This is a genomic window from Paraburkholderia acidicola, from assembly GCF_002362315.1.
Lineage (GTDB): Bacteria > Pseudomonadota > Gammaproteobacteria > Burkholderiales > Burkholderiaceae > Paraburkholderia > Paraburkholderia acidicola.
In genome coordinates this window covers 2235869-2258863 of sequence record NZ_MTZV01000006.1, presented here as the reverse complement: position 1 = coordinate 2258863, position 22995 = coordinate 2235869, and the positions used below count along the sequence as shown (strand labels likewise).

The 22995-nt window shown below is 63.8% G+C and carries 25 protein-coding genes; 13 read left to right on the top strand and 12 right to left on the bottom strand.

Annotation, left to right across the window (positions count from 1 at the left end; translation table 11 throughout):
* The first annotated feature begins 112 nt into the window (after window positions 1-112).
* The 5 genes from BWP39_RS28690 to BWP39_RS28670 all read left to right on the top strand — a co-directional run bounded on the left by BWP39_RS28690 (window position 113) and on the right by BWP39_RS28670 (window position 4648).
* Entirely contained in the window at window positions 113-1108 is a 996-nt protein-coding gene (locus BWP39_RS28690; protein WP_096725582.1) for a homoserine kinase, read from the top strand.
* Complete coding sequence (locus BWP39_RS28685; protein WP_096725581.1) at window positions 1099-1905, top strand: BPSS1780 family membrane protein; 807 nt, start codon at window positions 1099-1101, stop codon at window positions 1903-1905. Before BWP39_RS28690 ends, BWP39_RS28685 begins: the two co-directional genes overlap by 10 nt.
* Window positions 1906-2008: 103 nt before the next feature.
* Complete coding sequence (locus BWP39_RS28680) at window positions 2009-2461, top strand: MarR family winged helix-turn-helix transcriptional regulator (protein WP_096725580.1); 453 nt, start codon at window positions 2009-2011, stop codon at window positions 2459-2461.
* Between the two features lie 188 nt (window positions 2462-2649).
* Window positions 2650-3069, top strand: coding sequence for an organic hydroperoxide resistance protein (locus BWP39_RS28675; protein WP_096726233.1), 420 nt, complete (start codon window positions 2650-2652; stop codon window positions 3067-3069).
* Between the two features lie 94 nt (window positions 3070-3163).
* The gene (locus tag BWP39_RS28670; protein WP_096725579.1) at window positions 3164-4648 is read left to right on the top strand and encodes a cryptochrome/photolyase family protein; all 1485 of its coding nucleotides are present in this window, start codon (window positions 3164-3166) and stop codon (window positions 4646-4648) included.
* Window positions 4649-4667: 19 nt separating this feature from the next.
* Here BWP39_RS28670 and BWP39_RS28665 read toward each other — a convergent pair whose 3' ends face one another.
* Window positions 4668-4844 carry a DUF3563 family protein gene (locus tag BWP39_RS28665; RefSeq protein ID WP_091012638.1) on the bottom strand — a complete coding sequence of 59 codons (177 nt, stop codon included), beginning with the start codon at window positions 4842-4844 and terminating at the stop codon, window positions 4668-4670.
* Window positions 4845-4957: 113 nt separating this feature from the next.
* Window positions 4958-6130, bottom strand: a complete 1173-nt coding sequence (locus BWP39_RS28660; protein ID WP_096725578.1) for an extracellular catalytic domain type 1 short-chain-length polyhydroxyalkanoate depolymerase — start codon at window positions 6128-6130, stop codon at window positions 4958-4960.
* A 297-nt stretch (window positions 6131-6427) separates the two neighbouring features.
* On the opposite strand from BWP39_RS28660, the gene BWP39_RS28655 reads away from it, so the two are divergent.
* From BWP39_RS28655 to BWP39_RS28640, 4 genes are all read left to right on the top strand, one after another.
* Window positions 6428-7126, top strand: a complete 699-nt coding sequence (locus tag BWP39_RS28655; RefSeq protein WP_096725577.1) for a phosphatase PAP2 family protein — start codon at window positions 6428-6430, stop codon at window positions 7124-7126.
* Window positions 7127-7247: 121 nt separating this feature from the next.
* A complete protein-coding gene (gene modA / locus BWP39_RS28650; protein ID WP_096725576.1) occupies window positions 7248-8024 on the top strand; it encodes a molybdate ABC transporter substrate-binding protein in 777 nt (258 codons plus the stop codon).
* 22 nt (window positions 8025-8046) lie between these two features.
* Window positions 8047-8721, top strand: coding sequence for a molybdate ABC transporter permease subunit (modB, locus tag BWP39_RS28645; protein ID WP_096725575.1), 675 nt, complete (start codon window positions 8047-8049; stop codon window positions 8719-8721).
* A gap of 1 nt (window position 8722) precedes the next feature.
* Complete coding sequence (locus tag BWP39_RS28640; protein WP_096725574.1) at window positions 8723-9424, top strand: ATP-binding cassette domain-containing protein; 702 nt, start codon at window positions 8723-8725, stop codon at window positions 9422-9424.
* Between the two features lie 120 nt (window positions 9425-9544).
* Here the strand turns inward: BWP39_RS28640 and BWP39_RS28635 are convergent, their stop codons facing one another.
* A complete protein-coding gene (locus BWP39_RS28635) occupies window positions 9545-11221 on the bottom strand; it encodes a CHAD domain-containing protein (RefSeq protein ID WP_096725573.1) in 1677 nt (558 codons plus the stop codon).
* A 170-nt stretch (window positions 11222-11391) separates the two neighbouring features.
* Window positions 11392-11775, bottom strand: a complete 384-nt coding sequence (locus BWP39_RS28630) for a tautomerase family protein (protein WP_096726232.1) — start codon at window positions 11773-11775, stop codon at window positions 11392-11394.
* A gap of 100 nt (window positions 11776-11875) precedes the next feature.
* On the opposite strand from BWP39_RS28630, the gene BWP39_RS28625 reads away from it, so the two are divergent.
* Window positions 11876-12727 (top strand): LysR family transcriptional regulator, encoded by an 852-nt coding sequence (locus BWP39_RS28625; RefSeq protein WP_096725572.1) that lies wholly within the window; start codon window positions 11876-11878, stop codon window positions 12725-12727.
* Window positions 12728-12842: 115 nt separating this feature from the next.
* Here BWP39_RS28625 and BWP39_RS28620 read toward each other — a convergent pair whose 3' ends face one another.
* The 5 genes from BWP39_RS28620 to BWP39_RS28600 form a co-directional block, all read right to left on the bottom strand.
* A complete protein-coding gene (locus BWP39_RS28620) occupies window positions 12843-13319 on the bottom strand; it encodes a hypothetical protein (RefSeq protein ID WP_133116963.1) in 477 nt (158 codons plus the stop codon).
* Window positions 13320-13387: 68 nt separating this feature from the next.
* Window positions 13388-13903, bottom strand: a complete 516-nt coding sequence (locus BWP39_RS28615) for an HPP family protein (protein ID WP_096725570.1) — start codon at window positions 13901-13903, stop codon at window positions 13388-13390.
* A 123-nt stretch (window positions 13904-14026) separates the two neighbouring features.
* On the bottom strand, window positions 14027-15229 hold the full coding sequence (locus tag BWP39_RS28610) for an NAD-dependent formate dehydrogenase (protein WP_096725569.1): 1203 nt from the start codon (window positions 15227-15229) through the stop codon (window positions 14027-14029).
* A gap of 186 nt (window positions 15230-15415) precedes the next feature.
* On the bottom strand, window positions 15416-16333 hold the full coding sequence (locus BWP39_RS28605) for a LysR family transcriptional regulator (protein ID WP_096725568.1): 918 nt from the start codon (window positions 16331-16333) through the stop codon (window positions 15416-15418).
* A gap of 50 nt (window positions 16334-16383) precedes the next feature.
* Complete coding sequence (locus BWP39_RS28600; RefSeq protein WP_096726231.1) at window positions 16384-17058, bottom strand: M24 family metallopeptidase; 675 nt, start codon at window positions 17056-17058, stop codon at window positions 16384-16386.
* A 187-nt stretch (window positions 17059-17245) separates the two neighbouring features.
* Between BWP39_RS28600 and BWP39_RS28595 the strand changes: the two genes are divergently transcribed.
* The 3 genes from BWP39_RS28595 (at window position 17246) to BWP39_RS28585 (ending at window position 19010) form a co-directional block, all read left to right on the top strand.
* Complete coding sequence (locus BWP39_RS28595) at window positions 17246-17719, top strand: hypothetical protein (protein ID WP_133116962.1); 474 nt, start codon at window positions 17246-17248, stop codon at window positions 17717-17719.
* Window positions 17720-17874: 155 nt separating this feature from the next.
* On the top strand, window positions 17875-18312 hold the full coding sequence (locus BWP39_RS28590; protein ID WP_096725566.1) for an MbcA/ParS/Xre antitoxin family protein: 438 nt from the start codon (window positions 17875-17877) through the stop codon (window positions 18310-18312).
* On the top strand, window positions 18309-19010 hold the full coding sequence (locus BWP39_RS28585; protein ID WP_096725565.1) for an RES family NAD+ phosphorylase: 702 nt from the start codon (window positions 18309-18311) through the stop codon (window positions 19008-19010). The genes BWP39_RS28590 and BWP39_RS28585 overlap by 4 nt, the downstream gene beginning before the upstream one ends.
* Window positions 19011-19032: 22 nt before the next feature.
* Here BWP39_RS28585 and BWP39_RS28580 read toward each other — a convergent pair whose 3' ends face one another.
* From BWP39_RS28580 to BWP39_RS28570, 3 genes are all read right to left on the bottom strand, one after another.
* On the bottom strand, window positions 19033-19782 hold the full coding sequence (locus BWP39_RS28580) for a metallophosphoesterase (protein WP_096725564.1): 750 nt from the start codon (window positions 19780-19782) through the stop codon (window positions 19033-19035).
* Window positions 19783-19920: 138 nt separating this feature from the next.
* Window positions 19921-21339, bottom strand: a complete 1419-nt coding sequence (locus tag BWP39_RS28575) for a cytochrome c (protein WP_096725563.1) — start codon at window positions 21337-21339, stop codon at window positions 19921-19923.
* A 22-nt stretch (window positions 21340-21361) separates the two neighbouring features.
* On the bottom strand, window positions 21362-22963 hold the full coding sequence (locus tag BWP39_RS28570) for a GMC family oxidoreductase (RefSeq protein WP_096725562.1): 1602 nt from the start codon (window positions 22961-22963) through the stop codon (window positions 21362-21364).
* Window positions 22964-22995 lie beyond the last annotated feature (32 nt).

Genomic DNA, 22995 nt, shown 5'->3' with positions numbered 1-22995 from the left:
CTATCCAAACCGCACGATTTCGCCCGTGGCCGTTCCAGCCCGGGCGGCCTCACCCGCGTGCCGCACTGGCCACATCGAGCCAGTCCGACCAACCCGATCCGACGCTTCCCGCATGGCTGTCTTCACTGCTGTCACCGAACCTCAACTCGCACAATGGATGCGTCACTACGATCTCGGCGAAGTCGTCGGGTTTCGCGGCATTCCGTCGGGCATCGAGAACAGCAACTTCTTTCTGACGACGACACGTGGCGAATACGTCCTCACGATCTTCGAAAAGCTGACGGCCCAGCAGTTGCCGTTCTATCTCGATCTAATGCGACATCTCGCCGCACATCGCGTGCCGGTGCCCGATCCGGTTCCGCTCGACGACGGCAAGCTGTTCGGCATACTGCACGGCAAGCCGGCCGCGATCGTCAGCAAGCTCGAGGGCGGGCCCGAGATGGCGCCGAGCGTCGAGCATTGCGTCGAGGTCGGCCAGATGCTTGCGCGCATGCATCTGGCCGGGCGTGATTTTGCGCAGCATCAGCCGAATCTGCGCAGCCTGCCGTGGTGGCAGGAAACTGTGCCTGCCGTGCTGCCGTTTCTTGCCGGCGCACAACGCGATCTGCTAACCACCGAACTCGCGCATCAACAGGCATTCTTCGCCTCCGACGATTACGCCGCGCTGCCCGCAGGGCCGTGCCATTGCGATCTGTTCCGCGACAACGTCCTGTTCGCGCATGCGGCGCCTGGCACTGGCCATGAAGTCAGGCTCGGTGGTTTCTTCGATTTTTATTTTGCCGGCACCGACAAGTGGCTCTTCGACGTCGCGGTCACGGTCAATGACTGGTGCGTCGATCTTGCGACGGGCCAGTTCGACGCAGCCCGCACCGATGCGCTGCTGCGCGCCTATCAGACCGTGCGCCCGTTCACCGCGGCCGAAATCCGTCACTGGGGCGATATGCTACGGGCCGGCGCGTACCGTTTCTGGGTTTCGCGCCTGTATGATTTCCATCTGCCGCGTGCGGCCGAGCTGCTGAAACCGCACGACCCAGGCCATTTCGAACGCATTCTGCGCGCGCGCCTGTCCGGCGCCACACTTCCTGGCATTCATACCTCATGCAACTGATCGAAGTCCCTGCAAAAACCGGCTATGTGTGGTTCCGCCAGGGCATCTGGCTGTTTCGCAAGAATCCGCTCGCGTTTCTCACGCTGTTCTTCGCCTACCTGCTGGTGATGACGCTGATTTCGCGTGTGCCGTTTGTCGGCGGCGTGCTGCCGTTAGTCTTCGTGCCGGGGGTCGCAGTCGGTTTCATGGCGGCGTGCCGCGATACGATCGCGGGCAAGCCGGTGTTTCCGACCATTCTCATCGACGGCTTTCGCTCGTATGGCAACGTGGTCGCGAAACGCCTGCTCGTGCTCGGCGTGGTGTATATCGTCGCGATGGCGGCGGTGCTGGCAAGTTCGGCGCTCGCCGACGGCGGTACGCTGGTCCGTCTGATGGTGAGCGGCGAAGAGATGACGCCGGAAGCCATCGCTAACAGCAACATCCTGCTCGCGCTCCTGACAGGCTTCGCGTTCTATATCCCGGTCTCGATGCTGTTCTGGTTCTCGCCGGTTCTTTGCGCGTGGCACGACGTGCCGACCGTGAAGGCATTCTTCTTCAGCTTCGTCAGCTGCTGGCGCAATCGCGGGGCGTTTATCGTTTACAGCGCACTGTGGTTCGCCGTCGGTTTCACCGTGATGCTGGGCCTGGCCAAATTGATGCAGGCACTCGGCGCGGGCGATTTCGCGCTCGCCATCCTGATGCCGGCGTCGATGATCTTGACGACGATGATCTATTGCTCGTTTTACGCGACGTATCGCGGCTGCTTCGGCGTCCCGGCGCCGGACGCGCCCGACCTCCCCTCGGCGCCGTCCGCCTGATACGCCACGTGCCGGCTCCCGGCACGCTCGTCGCTCGCGCGAAGTTGCGGCACAATGGTTAGCGTGCAATTCATTTGCACGCTTTCCACCGACGAGATCCATCATGACCCAGCGCCCCGCTCCCCCGCTCACGCTCGACGACCAGCTCTGCTTCGCGCTCTATTCGACGTCGCTTGCGATGACGAAGGTGTATAAGCCGCTACTCGACAAACTCGGTCTCACCTATCCGCAATATCTGGCGATGCTGGTGCTGTGGGAAAGCGACGACCTGACGGTGAAGGACATCGCTGCCCGCCTGAATCTCGATTCGGCCACGGTGACGCCACTCCTGAAGCGCCTCGAGGCCCAGGGTTATATCGAACGGGTGCGCGGCACCGAGGACGAGCGCCTCGTGTATATCCGGCTCACCCGCTCCGGCACGACACTCAAACGTTCGGCGCGCGAGGTGCCCGCGGAATTATTCTGCGCAACCCAGCGCACGCCCGACTTCCTGATGCGCCTGCGCGACGACCTGACCGCGCTGCGCAGCACGTTGCACGAGTATCTCGACAGATAACGCGGCGTGGGTTTGTCCTGAGCCACCATCGGTGAATTCCATATGTTGGGTGCCCTGCATAATTTAGTTTGCACACTAACAATTAGTGTACTATTCATTCGTCGTATCCATTTTCGATGCCCGACGCGACAGTGGCAACCGCCGGTTATCGCAGCACTCATCCACGCCACGAAACAGGAGCAGCAACCATGAGCGTACTCTACAAGGCAACCGCCACCAGCACCGGCGGCCGCGACGGCCGGGCCGTTTCTTCCGACAAGGCACTCGACGTACAACTGGCCGCCCCGCGCGAGCTGGGCGGGAACGGCGCAGCGGGCACGAACCCCGAGCAACTGTTCGCCGCAGGCTATTCGGCATGCTTTCTGAGCGCGATGAAATTCGTCGCGGGCCAGCACAAGCAGGCGCTGCCGGCCGACACGACCGTCACCGCCGATGTCGGCGTCGGTCCGAACGATAAGGGCGGCTTTGCACTCGACATCGAACTGCGGGTATCGCTGCCGGGTCTCGACGAAGCCGCCGCACGCGAACTGGTCGATACAGCGCACACGGTGTGCCCGTACTCGAACGCAACGCGCAACAACGTCGATGTGCGCGTGCGGATCGTCTGAAGCGGCGGCCGGCGGCGGGCAGTGTTATCTTCGGCGGCACTGACTGCTGCCTGCCACGACCGGATAGGCGTGTCTTTTACGTCCAACGACTCACATGACACGCACCCGACACTCGCAGACTGACTTCGATACTGGCCTCGTCTGGTTTCGCCGCGATCTGCGCAGCAGCGATCACGCGGCGCTTTACTACGCGCTCAAGCATTGTCGTCGGGTCTGGTGCGTGTTCGTGTTCGATACGACGATCCTGCAGCCGCTCATCGATGCGTCGCGCAACACGCCCGAGGACCGTCGTGTCGAATTCATCCTGGCATCGCTAGCGGAACTGGACAGCGCGCTGCGCGGATACGGTGGTGGTCTGATCGTTCTACACGGTGATCCGCGTGCAGTCTTGCCGGCACTCGCTGGGCAACTCGCCGTCGATGCAGTCTTCACCAATCACGACTACGAGCCTGCCGCGATCGAACGCGATGAGGCCGTACGCGAGTCGCTCGCCGACGCACAGCGTGAACTGGTCACGTTCAAGGATCAGGTCATTTTCGAGCGTGACGAGATTCTGACGGGCCAGCAGAAGCCCTTCTCGGTCTTCACGCCGTACAAGAATGCGTGGCTCAAGAACCTCACCGCATTCGACCTGAAACCCTATCCAGTCGACGCCTACATCGATCGTCTCGGCGCGCCGCCTGCCCATCTCGATCACGGTCTGCCGACGCTTGCGCAACTGGGTTTCACAGCCAGCAACTTCACCGAGCTGAAGCTGCCCGCCGGCATGAGTGGCGGACAACAGCTCCTCGACGATTTCGCGACGCGTATCGACAGCTACGCCGAGTGGCGCGATTTTCCGGCTGCGAAAGGCCCGAGCTATCTATCCGTGCATCTGCGCTTCGGCACGGTGTCGATCCGCACTCTGGCGCGACTTGCTTACGAGCGCTCGCTACAACCTGACGGTGCGGGTGCCGCAACGTGGCTGTCGGAGCTTGTCTGGCGGGAGTTTTACTTCATGGTGCTCGCGCACCATCCGCGGCTCGCGGCTGGCGCGTCATTCAAGGAGGAATATGCTGCGCTCAGATGGGAACACGGTCCGTCAGCGGAAGCGGCTTTCGCAGCATGGTGCGAGGGCCGCACGGGCTATCCGTTGATCGACGCCGCGATGCTGCAACTCAATCAGACGGGCTATATGCATAACCGTCTGCGGATGGTGACCGCGAGTTTTCTGGTGAAGGATCTGGGTATCGACTGGCGGCGCGGGGAGCGCTATTTCGCCGAACAACTGAACGATTTCGACTTCGCCGCGAACAACGGCGGATGGCAATGGGCAGCATCGACAGGATGCGATGCGCAGCCATGGTTCCGGATTTTCAATCCGGTCACACAATCGGAGAAATTCGATCCGCAGGGTCGCTTTATCAAGCGCTACCTGCCGCAACTCGCGAACGTGCCGCCGAAATGGCTACACGCACCGTGGACGGCAGATACGGATCAACTAGCGCAGTGGGGCGTGGTGCTCGGGGAGCACTATCCGCGACCCATCGTCGATCATGCCGATGCGCGACAACGCACGCTCGCGCGTTTCGGCAAGTAATCGTGTTGCAACCGGTGAATTAGAACTGGTTCATCCACGACGGATGACGGCTCGACGCTTCACGGTCAAGCTTGCGCATGCGGAATTCCAGATCGTAGAGATCGGTGGCTTCGGACAGGTAGGCGTCCTGGCGCTCTTTGGCGGCCACATCGGACGACTTCGTCAGGAACAAAAACAGGCGGCTCAGCAGATACATGATCAAACCTCAGGGAGTGACTAGGGTTAATACCTAGTTAATAACCCTGATTATAGGGGAAAACCCTAGTTCTTGGCTAGCCCTCACGTCGAGCGGGGCCTCTACCCGGATGTTCAGCGTCCTGCCGGCACGCTGGCCGCCGCTGCGTCCAGCTCGGCCGAGGCGCCCAAGCGCCGCTGGTGCTTGAAGAACTCCCACAGCAACGCGCTCGCGTCGGGCCCTTTGGACGAATGGAACGGCACCGCGTCGTCGCCACCGCTCCACGCGTGCGACAGCCCGGCCACGTGGCACAGGCGGATCACGCGCCGGCCGCTGCGCAGGTAGTCGCGTGTCACGACGCTGGCTTTGCGGTCCTCGCGGATTTCGCCGGTTTTCCACCCGCCGTCCGCGCCCACAAAGCCGTTCAGCCGCGCGAACTGCAGCGCCAGTTGATCCGAATTGACCGGCGCGACCACCTGGTCGGCGTCGCCATGGATGATGATCGCCGGCATGCCAGGATAGGTCGCGACATCGACGGCCTGGTCGATCAGTTCGACCGGGTCCTGGCGCGTGCCGCGCCGCATGACGTCCATACCGGCGATGCCGGAATGCGCCTCGCCGAGCGCCGGCCCGGAATGCAGCGCCACGGCCGCGAAACGCCACGGGTAATGGATTGCGAGCAGCGAGGCGAGCCCCGCTCCCGCCGAGATACCTGCCACATACACCCGTTCACCGTCGAACCCATGCTCGGCGACGAGTTCGTCCACCAGCGACGCAACCGCGCGGATTTCCGCGCCGCCCGCGTGATCGCTGGTGTCGTACCAGTGCCAGCAGCGGTGCGCATGGACGTGCTTCGACTGTTCGGGATAGACGACGGCGAAGCCGAACCGGTCGGCCAGCAGGTTCATCCGCGTACCTTCGGCGAATTCATCGACTGATTGCTGGCAGCCGTGCAGCATCACGACGAGCGGCATCGGCGCGAGCGCCTTGCCGGCCGGAATGTACAGGCCGTAGTGAAGGTGGTTGACGAGGCGGCCGGCAGCGGCCGGCGCCGAATGGAACGAGCGTGTCCATGCGCCGCCCGCCCACGCAGCCGCCCGCGGACGAACCCGCGACTCGCGCGCGCTCGCCGCCGGCTTCTCGCGCGTTTCCGCCGCCCGCGCCTTGACCGCCGGTCTCGCGACCGGTTTCGGACGGGCCTGCCGCAGCGGCTTGCGCTTCTTCGTCGCGGACTCGACATACTCGGTCTGCACCGCCAGTAGCCGCTTCAGCCCGCCCAGCCAGAGTTTCGTCAGATTCTTTGCCATCGGGGACCTCACAAGAAAGGGCCGGTACCCATAGGTTCGCGCCGGGTAATCGACGCAATTGTGCAATGCACAATAACATCAATCTCGTCGCGATGCTGGCATCCTGAAAATGGCGGTTTATGCTCTGTTTCGCGTGGCGGCGCACAGTTGGCCGCCCCGCCGAACCAGCAGCCCCGTTTATACTGGCGGGCAGAAATGATGTTCGACGTGTTGTCTGCCCGTCTATGCGGCTCGCGCGTTAATCCTGTATCCGGATCCTTCGACCCGATTCTACGCGGCCTGTGTCGCATCGCTCCCATGCCTGATTTGCCCACCCATTTGTGGTATTCGATTACGAGTCTCGGCGGCGCCGGCCTGACCCTGCCGCTCGCGATCGCCATCGCGCTCTGGCTCGCCGTCGGCTATACGTGGCGGATGGCCGCCGGATGGCTGCTGCTGCTCGGCGTCGCCGTGGTCCTGGTAACGGTCACGAAACTGGCGTTCCTCGGCTGGGGGGTCGGCGTGCGCGTCTGGGACTTCACCGGCCTGAGCGGCCACGCGATGCTATCGACGGCCGTCTATCCAGTCGCACTCTTCCTGATGCTGCTGCCCACGCGGCCCACCATACGGGTGATCGGTGTGGTGCTCGGCCTCGCCGCGGGCGTCGCGGTCGCGCTGTCGCGCGTGGTGCTCGATGCGCACTCGCCTTCTGAAGCGATTACCGGTTGCCTCGTCGGGGCGCTGACCGCCCTGGTGTTCATCCGCTGGTCGTGGCATGCGGCGCCGGGACGACTGTCGGCGGCAGCGGTGGCGCTCAGTCTTGCCATCCTGACGTTTGCTCTGCACGACGTCCGCGTGCCGACCCACCGCTGGGTCACGCATCTCGCGCTGAAGGTGTCCGGCCACGACCGGCCGTTCGTCCGCGCCCGCTGGAAGGCCGGCCATGACAGCCTGCCAGCGGGCGCGCCGATCTCGCAGACCGGCAACGCCCTGCCTCCCGCTTCCACAAAGGCCTGACCGTCGGCGTTATGCGGTCGCGGCTATGCTGATCATCGACGGATCGATGCGGCCGTTATAGCGCTCCGTATATTACGATGGCGCTTTCCACCCACCGACCGGTCCGCCCGGCCTCCGCATCATGTCCCTGTCCCGTCGTCGTCTTCTGCAGCATGCGCTCCTCGCCGTCGGCGCCGCATCGCTCTTTATCAGCGCCAACGCACGTGCCGACGATCTCGTCGTGTCCGCGGCAGCCAGTCTCACCAACGCGTTCAAAGCTGTCAGCGATGCGTTCGAGCAACAGCATCCCGGCACGAAAGTACTGCTGAATTTCGGCGCATCGGACGTACTGATGCAGCAGATCGCCAAAGGCGCACCCGCCGATGTCTTCGCCTCCGCTGATCAAAAAGCGATGGACAAGGCCGCCGCCGAAAAAGTCATCGTGCCCGCTACGCGCAAGGACTTCGCGGCCAATTCGCTGGTCCTGATCGTGCCGTCGGATAGCCGCTTCGCGCCCGCTTCGCTTAACGAACTGACTACGGCAAGCGTGAAACGCGTTGCCTATGGCGATCCGGCGTCGGTACCGGTCGGCCGGTATACGGAAGGCGCGCTGAAAGCGGCGGGCGCGTGGGATGCGGTCAGTGCGAAGGGTGTGCTTGCGGCCAATGTGCGGCAGAGCCTCGACTACGTGTCGCGCGGCGAAGTCGATGCAGGCTTCGTGTTCGGCACCGACGCGGCGGTCATGCCCGATCGCGTGAAAGTCGCATTGACGGTGCCGACGCAGACGCCGATCACTTACCCGATCGCACAAGTGGAAGGCAGCAAGCACGCAGCGGATGCGCAGGCGTTCATTGCGTTCGTGCTGTCGCCGGAGGGCCAGGCGGTGCTCGGCAAATACGGCTTCAAGCCAGCTCACTAGACGCCGCCCGCCCCGCTCCGCCATGCAACAGGCCTGGGTTCCGCTGCTGTTATCGCTGAAGGTCGCCGGCTGGGCGACCGCGCTCAATCTCGTGTTCGGCGTCGCCGCGGGCTTCGGGCTCGCGCGCTGGCGCTCGGGCGCGCGCGATCTCGTCGATTCGCTGTTGACGCTGCCGCTCGTGATGCCGCCCACCGTGCTCGGCTATTACCTGCTCGTGCTGCTCGGCCGGCGCGGTGTATTCGGCGCGTGGCTCGACCGGCTCGGTATCCAGCTGGTGTTCACGTGGCAGGGCGCGGTAATCGCATCGATGGTGGTCGCGTTTCCGCTGGTGCTGAAATCGGCGCGCGCCGCCTTCGAAGCGGTCGATCCGCAGCTCGAGCGCGCGGCTCGCACGCTCGGCATCACGGAAGCCGGCATCTTCTTTCGCGTGACGCTGCCGCTCGCCGCGCGCGGCATTCTCGCCGGCACACTGCTCGCATTTGCACGCGCGCTCGGCGAATTTGGCGCGACGCTGATGATCGCGGGCAATCTGCCGGGACGTACGCAGACGTTGTCGGTAGCGGTCTATGCAGCGGTCCAGGCCGGCGACGATGCTACGGCCAATTTCCTCGTGCTCGTCACGTCGGTCACCTGCGTGGTGATTCTCGTGCTCGCGGGACGGCTCGTGCCGCAACATTCGCTGCTCACGTCCCGCTGATATGCCACTCACCGTCGACATCCGCAAAACCCTTGCAAGCGCCGGGCATCGCTTCACGCTCGACATCGCGTTCGCCGCAACCGAACAGCGGGTCGTGCTGTTCGGTCCATCGGGCGCGGGCAAGAGCCTGACGCTGCAGGCGATCGCCGGTTTGCTGCGGCCCGATGAAGGATCGATCGTGCTGAACGACGCTGCGCTGTTCGATAGTGCACGCGGCATCGATCTGAAGCCGCAGCAGCGCAAGGTCGCGTATCTGTTTCAGGACTACGCGCTGTTTCCGCATCTGAACGTGCGCCAGAACATCGGCTTTGGTCTGCAACCGGGCTGGCTGAATCCGCGCGCGCGATTCGATCATCCGGATGTCGACTACTGGGTGAATGCGCTCGATCTGCAGAGCGTGGCGCGCAATCATCCGGCGCAGTTGTCGGGTGGGCAGAAACAACGTGTCGCACTGGCGCGTGCGCTCGTCGCACAACCGCAACTGTTGCTGCTCGATGAGCCCTTCTCCGCGCTCGATTACGCGTTACGCGAACGTATGCGACGTGAACTGTCGGATCTGCAGGCGCGCCTCGATATCCCGATGCTGCTGATCACACACGATCCCGACGATGTCGCCGCGTTTGGCGATCAGGTCGTGCAGGTGGGCGACGGGCAGGTGCGGCCGAACCGGCCGTTCGCGGGGTATGCGCGTAGTAGCGCGTGACGTAAGCCTCGTGCGAGGCCATACGTGGTCAGTCACACCGGGTCGATCGCATCGAGAATCACGCTCGCAGTCCTGAACGCGGCACATACCGCGCAACTGATTACACACCGACAAGCTGGATCATCCCCCGTCGCGAAGCTTCGGCTTGCCCAGCGTGCGCAACAAACGCTCGCCTTCCTTCGCCGTATAGCGCTTCACCGCTTCACACCAGCCGCGCGCAAAACCCAGTTGATAGGCGTCGACTTCGAGCTGTTCCAGGTAGCCTAGCGCAACGACCGCGTCGTTGCCGTCGCCCAGCACGCCCTGCATCCGCGACAGCGTTTTCACAACCTCGCCGCGAGTCTGTTTCGTCGTCAGCGATTCGATGAATTCCAGCGTATAGCGCAGGCGCTTGGCGCGAATACGCTCCTGATGGCGCGACGCGTCGTCGAGCGTGGTGAGCTTCGGGGTGGCCATCAGTTGCTTGAATGCCTTGCGCACGCGCTTGCCCGCGTGCGTGTTCAGCGAACCGGCCGCCACGTCGCCTGCGGCTGCGCGACGATCGTCGTGTAGCAGTTCCCCCTGCCATTCGAGCCACGCGAGTGTGAGTTGCGCGTAGCGCGACGAATGCATTCCCTCCTGGATGCGCGCGCGCATCGCGAGCCGCTGCACATTGGCCGCATCGAACGTAGCGGTCCAGCGTGCGGCGTCGGTGTCGGCGGCGACCAGCGCGGGCAACGTCGAATCGATGAACACGTCCCAGTCACGCGCATCGCCGAGCAGATCGCCGAGCCACTTGAGCCCCGGCGCGATCTGTGTCGTCCATGCATCGTCCTGCCAGTGCCTGAAAAGACGCATCGCGGTCTTCAGACGGCGCTGTGCGACGCGCATCTGATGGACCGATTCGACGTTCGCCGCATCGCGCACGCTGGCTTCGTTGCCGAACCAGTGTCGCGCGAGATTGCTACCGATCGCGACCAGCGCATCGCGTTGAGTCGCGGCACCGTCGAGCGCGATCGGTTGCGCGTAGACGGGTTCGAGTTGCGTGTGGAAATTGTCGCGATACGCGCGGTCGACCGCGCTGTCGAGCACGGCAAATGCGGGCAGTGCGGCGACGATCTCGCGAGCGATGGCGAAGAGTGCGCGGCGTGCGGCGTGGAGGGCTTCTGCTACGTCACGTACGTCATGTACATCGGATACGCCGGGTACGTTCGGTATGTTGGGTGTATCGGCGACAGGGACCGTCAGATGGATTTCGCGAACCGGCGGCGCGCCGTCGAAGCCCGACGAGTCCAGCACGTCGATACGCTCGAACACGACATCGACCAGCAAACCGGCCGCCGTCGACAATGGCCGCCACCGCGTCCGGCTGCATTCGAAAGAAACGGTCGGCTCGATCCGGCTCGCGTCCGGCAACGCCCGTCTGAACGACTCGGGCGCGCCATCGAACGATACTTCGTGCAATTCCTGGGCATCGAGTGGCGCCTGGAACGCGGCGTTGCGAATCGTGATGCCAGGCGAATGCGCTTCGGCATGAACCGCGATCACGCGCCGCCCGGCGCCAGACGCCTCGACGGCGAGCCGCCATCCCGCATCGCCGAGCGCCCGCTTCGCATCGAAGTCGCGCACCGCGATGTGTGCAACGCTGCGCCGCCTGCCCGCGATGCCAGGCAGCGCGGCCAGCGCGTCGACGAGAAGTGCGTCGATTTGCGCGGCGGCTATATCCCCCTCCGCGCCATCCGCCGACGCGCGCCTGGCGCACCATTCGCGCGCCGCAGCGCCGGGAATCTCGAGCACGAGTTCGAAAACGCGGGTCATGAACGCTCCGTGTACGACCGTCAAGCGAGCACGCAAACCGCGCGCCCGCTATCCGCAGACAGCCTGTTTATCGTACACGAACCGCCCTACGCGGCTCTTTCGTTCCTGCAACCCTGCGTAAGGTAGAAGAACCGTTCGCGCTCACGCGTACATCGTCGCGCAAGCACCGCTCATGTCGCGTACTGGGCGATGCCGTTACCGAACGACCAGTTCTCCGTCTGCACCTCGACGAGATTGATGAACACGTCCTCTTTTCGCACGCCGGGACTCTCCGCCAGTTCGTCGGCGATGCGGCGGTACAGCGCCTTTTTCTGTTCGACGGTGCGGGTATTGCTCACCGTCAGCTGGATCAGCACGAGATCGTCGCTGTGCTCGATACCGAGGTACTGCGGCCTGAAAAAGAAGCTGCTTTCGTCGTGTTCGCTGACGACCATGAAGATGTCGTCCTCGGGCACGTTGAAAGTAGCAACCAGCGCGCGCTGAATGCCTTGCGACAAAGCCGCCTTGTAGGCAGCGGACTGGCCGGCGCGCAATGCGATACGGGTGAACGGCATGATGATCACCTTGGGTTAGAACAATTTCTGGTACCCAGAATAAGCCGCGTCATCCATAATTAAAAGACATGACTGCCTATTTCAATCATTTTCATTGGAAATGATCATGCTCGATCTCGATGCGGTGCGCGCGTTCGTCCTGGTCGCCGATTTGCACAGCTTCACGCGCGCGGCGGATGCGCTCGACACCACGCAATCGGCGGTCAGTCTGAAACTCAAGCGGCTGGAAGCGCATCTCGGCAAGCACCTGATCGAGCGCACGCCGCGCCTCGTCCGGCTGACCGGCGACGGCGACACGTTCCTCGTCGCCGCACGCGATCTGTTGAATGCCCACGACCGGGCGCTCGGGGCACTCGCAGTCGAACGACGCCGCTTGTCGCTGGGGCTCAGTGAGCACGTCACCGGAGCTGGTCTGCCCGCGCTGCTTGCGAAGCTCAACGCGCACGATCCCGGGCTGTTGATCGAGCTTCATATGGGCCCTTCGGCTGCTCTGCGGACGCAGTTCGACGAGCGGCAGCTCGATGCGGCGATCGTGCGCCACGAGCCCGACGATGCCCTGCGTGACGACGCCCAACTGCTGTTCGGCGAAGCGCTCGGCTGGCTCGCCGCTCCGGACTGGCTGCCGCGCCCCGGCGAGCCGCTTCCGCTCGCGCTACTGGCGCCGCCCTGCAACGTACGCGCCGTGGCGTTGAAAGCACTGGACGACGCCGGGATCGAATGGCGCGAAGTGTTCATCGGGGGCGGCATGGTCGCGGTTGGCGCCGCGGTCGCGGCCGGTCTCGCAATCTCGCCGCTCGCACGACGCGTGGCGCCGCGCGGTCTGATCGATGTCGGTGCGCGTCTCGGTTTGCCGGCGTTGCCGGAGTCGCGCGTGACGCTCTACACGCGGATCCGCGACCCGCGTTCGATGGAAACGCTGCGGCTGGTGGCGAACAGTCTTGCCGTGCAATGAACGCCGTGGTGCCATGCTGGCTGATCCCCGACGCGTTCGCGGAACGTGCCCCTGTCGGACCGCGACAGTCAGCGCGGTCAACTCAATCGTTTGCTTCGCGCAAACGGGCTAGGCGCTAGAGAATCGGCGGCTGGGAGCCCGCACGTCCTGCGGCATTGGCTGCCGGTCGTCGGCTCGCGATCTGCGAAGTGTTGCGCTTCACTGGCGCGGTAGCGACTTTTTTCGGCCGCCCCGTGGCGTGTCCCGATGCACCCGCTGAAGCAACGGATTGCTTTGCCTTGCGGCTCGCCTGCACCGATGCGGCCGGCACGTGTGCCTTGGCGGCTCGCACAGCGGGCTTCTTACCTGGCACCGCGTGAGCCGTCGCATGAGCCACCCCGCGATGCTTCGTCGAAGCTATCGCGGGTTTGGCGATCTTGTGCGCCCCACCGCTAGTCCGCTGTGCCGTTTTCGCGGCTTTCGCTGTCTGCGCCGTTTTGGCGCTCTTCATCGCCTCCGGCGGATTCCACACCTCGGCGTACTGCTGCGCCGCCATCGCCACACAGGAAAAACATCCCACCATGACGGCTACTATTACTGCGCGTACCTGCATCTCCTGCCACTCCTGCGTTCGATTTGTTTTGCGGGCCGCGATTATACCCAGCGCCACAAAACCAAACGTCAAGAAATGTCCCGCCGCGGCCAGGGTTCGCCGTGCACTGCCCAGTTGAACACGAGCGCGATCAACAGCAGCAGGAGCACGCCTGCCAGCACCGGAAACAGCAGGAACGTGCCCGACGCGCCGCCACCTAGCATGATGACGAGCGGATCGGCGCCCGCGGGCGGATGAACCGTGCGCGTGAGCTGCATCAGCGCAATCGCTGCGCCCACTGCAAGCGCCATCTGCCAGAGACCGGCACCGGCGAGCCAGAACACCACCAAACCGACCGTCGATGCGATCAGATGCCCCCATACCAGGTTGCGCGGCTGGGCGAACGCGCTGTCAGGTGCGGCGAACAGCAGGACGCTCGATGCGCCGAAAGGCGCGATCAGCAGCGGCATGCCGACGACCCCGCCAAACAGGCCGATCACAGTGATTGCGAGTACGCCGCCGAGAAATCCGCAGGCTGCCCGAAAAACCGGCAGGCGGGAAACGGAACGCGCGATGCGTCCCGTCGCGTCGGAAGGATTCGTCATGTTTTGAATGGAGAGAATGGAAAGGAAAGGGCACGCCGCAGATTCGCGGCGTGCCTGTATCACGCGTTAGCGCGAAGAGATCGCGACAGGAATGCGACTAAATTGCCAATCGCTCAGGCGGGCTCAGGCAGTCTTGAAGCGCGCCGCTTCTTCAGAACCCGACGTTGCGTTACCCGCCGAATACGAGTGCGCACCGACACCAGCCAGACGCCCGCCATCGACGATCAGATACTCGTCGCGAATCGGCTTACCGCCGAACCAGCACTCCAGAATCTCGCGCGTGCCGGCCGCATAGCGCGTCTGCGCGGACAGCGTCGTGCCCGACGTGTGCGGCGTCATGCCCTGATGCGGCATCGTGCGCCACGGATGATCGCGCGGCGCAGGCTGCGGGAACCACACATCGCCCGCATACCCCGCGAGCTGCCCGCTTTCGAGCGCACGCACGATCGCATCACGGTCGACGATCTTACCGCGCGCCGTATTGATGATGTAAGCGCCGCGCTTCATCTTCGAGATCATCTGCTCATTGAACAGATGCTCCGTTTCCGGATGTAGCGGACAGTTGATCGTCACCACATCGCACACCTTCGCCATCGATTCGACATCCGGATGCCACGTCGCACCCAGCTCGCGTTCGACCTGCTCCGGCAAACGGTGACGATCGGTGTAATGCAGCTGCACGTCGAACGGTTTGAGTCGACGCAATACCGCCGCACCGATCCGCCCGGCGGCAACCGTACCCACATGCATGCCTTCAAGGTCGTACGCGCGCTCGACGCAATCCGCGATATTCCAGCCGCCCTTCTTGACCCATTCGTGCGACGGCAGATAATTTCTGACCTGCGACAGGATCATCATCACGACATGTTCGGCCACGCTGATGCTGTTGCAATACGTCACTTCGGCGACGGTGATCTTGCGCTCGATCGCGGCCGCCAGATCGACGTGATCGGAGCCGATACCGGCGGTTAGCGCGAGCTTCAGCTTCGGCGCTTTCGCGATGCGCTCGGCGGTCAGGTAAGCCGGCCAGAACGGCTGCGAGATCACTACTTCGGCGTCGGCGAGTTCGCGCTCGAAGGTCGAGTTCGGACCATCCTTGTCGGATGTCACCACCAGTGTGTGGCCGTGCGATTCGAGAAACGCGCGGAGGCCGAGTTCGCCCGACACGCTGCCGAGCAGCTCGCCCGGTTTGAAATCGATAGCTTGCGGCGTGGGTGCCGTCTGACCGTCGTGATAACGGCTGATCGTCGGGATGTCGTCGCGTGCGTATTTTTTCGGCATGCCACCGACAGGATCGTCATACAGAACACAAAGAACTTTTGCCACGATGTTTCACTCCGCTCTGACTCAGTCGGGATACGGCATGAGGTCATGCCGGCCGGTCATCCGACTGCAGTACAACCGACAGACCCAGTGTCGGCGTGCGAGGTGCGGTGGGTCCAATCGTTTGGACGGATCGGTTGATAACTGCGCCTTATCAAGCTCGCCGGACGAGCGGCTTCGTCGATTGCGTTATGCGTGCGGCAGCAGCGAATCGAATGTGTGTTGCAGGTCGAGTTGTGCAGCCGCGCGCCACATCGCGGCGGCGAGCGCGGGCATCGACGGCTGGTTGCGCGCGATCAGGCCGATCTCGCGGGTCAGTTCGGGAAGCAGCAGCGCTGCGTTCACGCCGTCGTGCGCATCGAGCACGCTGAGCAGGCTGTGCGGCAACACGCTGTGCAACCCCGCGTGCTGGACGTGCGAATACAGCGCCAGCAGCGAGTCCGCTTCGAGCACAACAGAAGGTTGCACACCGCCGCGCCGGAACGCGGCGTTGATCACCTGACGGTTCTGCATCGCATTGCTGAGCAGACACAACGGCAGCGCGCCGACCGCATCCCAGCGATCCACACCGGCGCACACGCCTTCGCTCGACCCGGCCGGTGACAGCAGCACATAACGCTCGTGATACAGCGGCAGCACATCGAAGCCCGCCTGCACGCGATCGTCGAGGTACGTAAAACCGATATCGAGTTCGTAGTCGTCGAGCTGGCGCAGGATTGCATCGGAGCTGAGCGAGCGCAGCGAGTAGCGCATCGCCGGATGCGCGTCGCGACACGCGCCGAGCAGCAGACTCACCACAGGCATCGTGGTCGGTATCACGCCGATGCGCAGCGTCCCGGTCAGACGAACCTGCGCCGCCGAGGCATCCTGGCGCATGTGATCGAGCGCGGCGAGCGTCTGGCGCGCCCATCCGAGCACGCGCTCGCCGTCTTCGGTGAAGCCGAGAAAACGCCGGCCGCGCCGCACGATCACGAGTCCCAGTTCGGCTTCGAGATTGCGTATCGCCGACGACAGCGCCGGCTGCGACACGTGGCATAACTCGGCGGCACGCGCGAAATGCTGCTCGCGCGCAAGCGTCACCAGATAGTCGAGCTGACGGATGAACATGCCGTGTTCCGAAGTGTCGCGATCAGACGGGGGTTAAACAACGCACATCTTCACGCGAGCAGGTCTTCGTAGAACGAGCCGAACGGGCGAGTCGGATGAGCGAGCTGGATTTCAAGTATCCACAGGCCCGCCGACGGACACGCATCGAAATCGCCGAGGTTACCGGCTTTGTAGATGGCGTGCGGAAAATCGCTGATGCGGTGGCCCTTGATATCGACGTTTAGCCGCCATCCATGTGCTTCGGCGCGCTGCGCCGCATAGCGGTACAGCTCTTTGCCGCCGGCGCCGGTGGTACGCCAGTGATGCGCGACTTCGTCGTAGACGACCTTCGCGGCGTCCGCGCAGGCCCGCATCTCCGCATCGTCACCCACTACAAACGTCGCACCCGCATCGCCTTCGTGACGATCCCAGACCGCGCCGAGATCGACGAAGAAAATATCGGTTTCGCCGAGTTGTGGATCGACCGTGGATGCCTGCTTGAACGTCTTCAGCGTGTTCTCGCCGAAACGGATCAGAATCGGATGCCAGATGCGGTCCATTCCAAGCTCGCCCAGCACTTCCTTGCACCGTGCGACGGCTTCCGATTCGCGCATGCCGGGCCGGATTTCGCGTGCAACGGCTTCGACTGCTTGCCACGTCATGTCGCTCGCGTGGCGCATCGATGCCACGGAAAATCCGTCACCGACGGCCTGCTTCGATGCACTGATTGCATCTTGCTGATTCATTGCTTCGCTCACTGCCATGCTCTCCTGCGGCCCATGCCGCGTTGTGCGTTGAGTCTGAATCGTGTCATGAAAACGGCGCGCGCGCGTGGCTCGACGCCTGTGCATTCGCAGACCGCCACTGGGGTCATCGTTATATTCTGTCGTATATTACGCTGTGTGTTTCGATGCAGCAGTGCCAGGGGAAGAGATGTCCATTGACAAGAGCCGTCGTTCAGGCGGATTCGCGGGAAAAATCATGCCGTTGCGGCCGACGGGCGACCGTCGCCGGGCCGACTCGATCCGCGATGTCGTCGATGCCTTCACTCGCCTGCGCGGCAGCGTAGCCCGTTTCGTGGAGACGCTCGCGCGCAGCCGCGGCGTCGAACTCTCCATCGACATCAAGGGCTCGCCGTCTTTTTCAGTGCTGCTCTCTTCGCTCAGAAGCCAGGCTGAACAGGCGGACTTTCCGCGTCTGTCCGATCTGAACGCGTTCATCGAACGCGCCGCGCTTGCCGAAGCGCTGCGCGATGTCATCTTCCAGTCCCCCGCCGTCGATCAGTCCGTGCTGCGCGAGGCCGCCGCCGCCCTCGACCGGCTTGATGCCGCGTTTATTGCGCTGTGCATCGGGCACGTGCTCGAGCGCTACGCGCAAAGCGGCGCACCGGCTGCCTCGATGGTCTGAAGCGGTCATCAAGCCCCTTTGTTTTGCCTGAAGCCCGCCCGGTCACCGGGCGGGAACCCGCGCGGGCGGGAATTTCATGACCAATCGGTATACAGGCCTTGCATTAATCCATAAATGGACTAATATCACATAGAAGTTCAATTAAGGACTAAATCATGTCATCTGCCGCCCATGCTTCCGCTTCGCGAGAGCCGCAGCGCCGGGCTCTCGGGGAACCGTCCGTCGCGGATATGTCCGCCGCGGGCCTGCGCGCGTTCTTCAACATCGCGCGAGACTGGGATCTGAGCGCCGACGAACAGATCGTCCTGCTCGGTTCGCCCGGCCGGTCGACGTTCTTCAAATGGAAGGCCATGCCGGAAACCGCGCGGCTCGGGCGCGACACGCTCGAGCGCTTATCGCTGATGCTCGGCATCTACAAGGCACTGCAAATCCTGCTGCCGCAGCCGCACGCCGCCGATGCCTGGGTCAAGCGCCCCAACAGTGCGCCGCCGTTCGGCGGCCGCCGCGCGCTCGACCGCATGCTCGCCGGCAACCTCAGCGACCTGGTCGCCGTGCGCCAGTACCTCGACGCAATGCGAGGCGGCTGGGCGTGACTGAACCGCACTGGCAGGACCGCTGGCGCACGTCGCCGCTCGCCTGGTCGCCCGCGTATCGCGTGATCCCGACGCGCTTCCCGGCTGTGAACCTGTTCGACCGCGTCGCCTCGCCCGAAGACTTCGAAGCGCTCTACAAGCTCGAAGAGATGACCAACGACCGCCTGCGCACCGAAGTCGGCGATCTCGATCTGGTACCGCGCGAGGAACGCCGCTTCGGCAAGGGCTGGGGGCCGATCATGGCTGCCTTGACGCATCTGAATCCGGGCGGCAGCCGCTTTTCGGACGGCACCTACGGCGTGTTCTACTGCGCGCGCTCGCGGGCCACCGCGATCGCAGAAACGCGCTATCACACGGGCCAGTTTCTCGCCGCGACGCAAGAGCCACCGCTGCGGCAGCAGATGCGCCTTTATACGGTGAGCGCGCAGGGCAAGGTGGTCGATCTACGCGACGACCCGTCGCTCGATCCCGGCGTGCTGTCACCGGTCGACTACCTGCCCGGCCAGATGCTCGGCCGCGCAGTGCGCACGACTGGCGCACCGGGCATTGCCTATCCGTCGGTGCGCGATCCGGGTGGCGAATGTCTCGCTGCGTTCAGCACCACGGTGCTGCGGGATTGTCACCATGCCGCGTACCTCGAATACAACTGGAACGGCAACGCCGTCGACATGGTGTTCGAGTTGAGTCAGGTGGGATAAAAACCGAAATGCAAACAGTCAGTCAGGGCAACGCCAGCGCAGCCGCGCCATCTGCACGCGCCGCTTCAACGGATATCGACCACCGATGCGGCTTGCGCGCCTCGACGATCGTCAGCTTGCCGCCCGGCCCGAACGCGCCGGTATCGATGAACACCTGCGCGCCGATCTGCTGCATCTCGCGCATCGGCGTATGACCGCAATAGGTCAGCGATAGCCCGGCCTGGCCGTGCACGTCGCGATTGCCCGACGCAAGTGCGCGGCCCCATAGCAACTGATGACGCTGCTCGTCGGAAAAGTGTTCGGCATCGAGTTCGGCATCCGTGCCAAAGAACTCCGCATGCAGCACGTTAAAGCGCGTCGTGCCGCTGCCCACGACCCGCACGAGCGGCAGCGTCCTCAACCTGTGTGCATGCTGTTGCAGGCGCTCCAGCGGCACCGCGGCCGCCCATCCGCCGCCAATGCCATACCACCACTGGCGCTTCAAGCGCCCTTCGGCAACCGCGCACAGCGTGTCCTCGTGATTGCCAAGCACCGCGTGGAACCACGGCTTGCCGAGCAACGCGAGCGCTTCCTCCGATTGCGTCCCGCGGTCGACCAGGTCGCCAACCGAAAACAACCGGTCGCGTGCGGGATCGAAGGCGATTTCGCGCAGCAGATAGCGCAGCGCATCCACGCAACCATGCAGATCGCCGACGACGTAATCGCGGCCCTGCGCGTTGGCCGGGTGGTGCTGAACGACAGGCGCAGCCGAAGTGGCGGAAGGAGTGTGCATAGCAACATGATAGTGCGCCGCAAATCGCCCGTATGCGCGCTTGCCATCTTTTCTGCGCGCGACCGGTTCTTGTAAGCGCTTGCAAGCCTGCGGGCGATGCGCCCGGCAATCGCTACCGGGTACACGCCGCCCGCAGGGTCATTGTTGCAGTGTGCGCAGCTTCGCGATCTGATCGACGGTCACTGTCGACTGCGGATTGCCGAACTGCTTTGTCACGTAGTTGGTGATGGCGGCCACCTGATCGTCGGTCAGTTGATCGCCGAACGCAGGCATCAGCACGTCGGCCTGTTTCGTCGTGCGACTCACGCCGTGCAGGATCACCATCGCGAGATTGTTTGCATCGCTGGCGCCGACCACGCTGTTGTGAAGCAGCGAGGGGTACGCGCCCGGCGCACTCGCTCCGACGCCCTGCCCGGTCCAGTTGTGGCAGGTCGCGCAGTTCGCGATAAACAGCTGCGCGCCGTTCACGCTCGTGATGGTCTGGCCGCGTAGCGCGGTGACATCGTCGGCGGGCTTGCCCCACTGGTCGCGTGGCCGCGTTTCGCCGCCGCTCACCGGCGGCACGCTACGCAGGTACGTCACGATTGAGCGCAAATCCTCGTTGTTCAGATACTGCGTGCTGTCGGCCACCACCTCGGCCATCGGGCCGGCCGCATTGGCGCGACCCGGTGCGACACCGGTCGACAGATAGCTGACCAGTTCGTCGTCGCTCCAGTTGCCGATGCCGCTGTTCTTGTCCGGTGTGATGTTGAACGCGTGCCAACCCGCCTGGACCGCTCCCGATAAACGATCGCTCGACTTCAGCCCCTGCATGACATTACGCGGCGTGTGGCATTCCTCGCAATGCGCAAGCCCCTGCACCAGATACGCCCCGCGATTCCACTCCGCGCTCTGCTTCGGATCGGGCACGAAGCGCCCTTCGGTGAAATTGACGAGATTCCAGAACGTCATCAGCCAGCGCTGATTGAACGGAAACTTCAGGTCGTTGCGCGGCGGCGTGAAATGCACGGGCGCAAGCGTATTCAGATACGCGCGGATCGCGAGCACGTCCTGATCGGTGACCCGCGTGTACTCCGCGTAAGGGAACGCGGGGTACAGCCGCTCGCCGCTTTTGCCGATGCCCTCATGCATCGCGCGCAGGAACTCCGCGTCGCTCCACTGGCCGATGCCGGTATCGGGATCCGGTGTGATGTTGGGCGTATAGATCGTGCCGAACGGCGTGGCGATCGGCAGGCCGCCCGCGTACGGACGACTCTTGTCCGCGGTGTGACACGCAACGCAGTCGCCCGCGCGCGCGAGGTACTCGCCGCGCTTCACGAGATCGGGGCCGGGCACCGCAACCGCCTGATCGGACGATGCATCCTGCGCGCGCGCCTGGGTGATCGGCAGTTCGTCCTGATGCTGCGATTGAGGATCGTGCCACGCATGCCAGGCGAGATACAACGCGAACAGCGAGAAGCCCGCTGCCAGCGTCGCAACCCTCAGGCGGCGGCGTTTTACCTGCATCTGCACGGCGACGTCGCCGGCCGGATGCACGCGAGACGTCAATTTCGTCATGGTGGCTCTCCGTCGGGTCCGGTCAGATTTCACGCTTGAGCTTGTCGGCCAGCTTCAGCGCCAGCGCGCCAATCGTCAGCGTGCAGTTCACCGAAGCGGCAGTCGGCATCACGCTGCTGCTCGCAATGAACAGATTCGCATGATCGTGTGTGCGGCAATCACTATCAACCACCGAATCGGCCGCATCGCTGCCCATGATCGTCGTGCCCATGATGTGATTGTTCGGCGCGAAGGTATCGTCGAAGCTCACCTCGGTACCGCCGAACAGCCCCGCGATCTGCGCATACAGTTCGTGCGTGTTGGCGGCGCTCTTCTTCACGTAGTCGTTGATCGAGTAGTAGATCTCGGGCTGTGGAATACCCAGCGCATCCTTGTGATCGGACGAAGGAATGATGCGGTTTTGCGGCTCCGCCAGATGCTCGTGAAAACTGTTGATGCTCAGCGTGCGCGACGCCCGGTCGCGGATCTGCCGGTCGAGTTCGGCGCCCGTCACACCGTTTTTCAGCAGCGCGGCTGTGACGCTCATCGTCGGCACGCCGTTCGACAGATGCAGTTTCTTCGCTGCGTAATCGGAGCGGAACGCGCCGTCGCGGAAGTTGACGATCGAGGTCATTTCCATCGGTCCGCGTCCGGGCCACAACGGCTCGTTGGCGAGGAACGTCACGCCGGTGCCCGGATGGTCCATCAGGTTGCGGCCGACCTGGTCGGAGCTGTTGCCAATGCCGTGCGGAAATTTATCGGAGGTCGACATCAGCATCAGCTTTGGTGTTTCGATGCCGTTTGCGGCGAGCACGAACAGCTTGCCGGTCACGCGCGTGCTGTTGCCGTTCGGGTCCTTGTAGTGGACCGCGGTGATGAGCCCTTTGTTGTCCGCCTCGATCTTGTAGACGACTGCCTCGGCGATCAATTTCGCGCCCGCCTGTTCTGCTTTCTCCGCGTGTACGACGCCGTTGTACATCGCGGCAATCGGACAGATCGGCATGCAGTTGTTGTTGCCACAGCAGGTCGGTCGCGCATCGTACGGCCGGCTGTTGCGCGCGACCGGCTCGGGTACGACCTTGAAGCCTTGCGGGTTCAGTACGTCCATGAAGCGCTGGTCCATGTACGACAGCGGCAGCGCATTCATCGGGTATGGTTTCGAACGCGGCGAGCCGAGGTCCACCTTCGCATCGGGACCGGACACGCCGAGCTGGACTTCGGCCGCGTAGTACCACGGCTCGAGCGTCTCATACGGATACGGCCAGTCGCGGCCCACGCCGTACAGCTTCTTCAACTGGAAGTCGGACGGCAGCAGACGCCAGGTCGCCGCGGCCCAGTGCCACGTCGTCCCGCCCACCAGCCGCACGTACTGCGAGTTGTACGGATACTCGCCCTTCTGGATCAGGTAGTTGTTCTCCGGCGAATACTCGGGATGCGGCGCGTACGGTGTCGACGGATACGGCGTCGCGAAGTCGGACTTCGCCGGCGAGTTGCGGAAGTTCTCGACGATCTGCCAGCGCGGAATGCGCGGCCCCGCTTCGAGCACGATCACCGACGCGCCGGCCAGCGCCATCTGATGCGCGACGAGACCGCCCGCCACGCCCGAACCGACTACAACGACGTCGGCGGAAGTTGAATTTGCCATGGTTGCCCTCTCCTGCTGGCTTATCGTTGCTT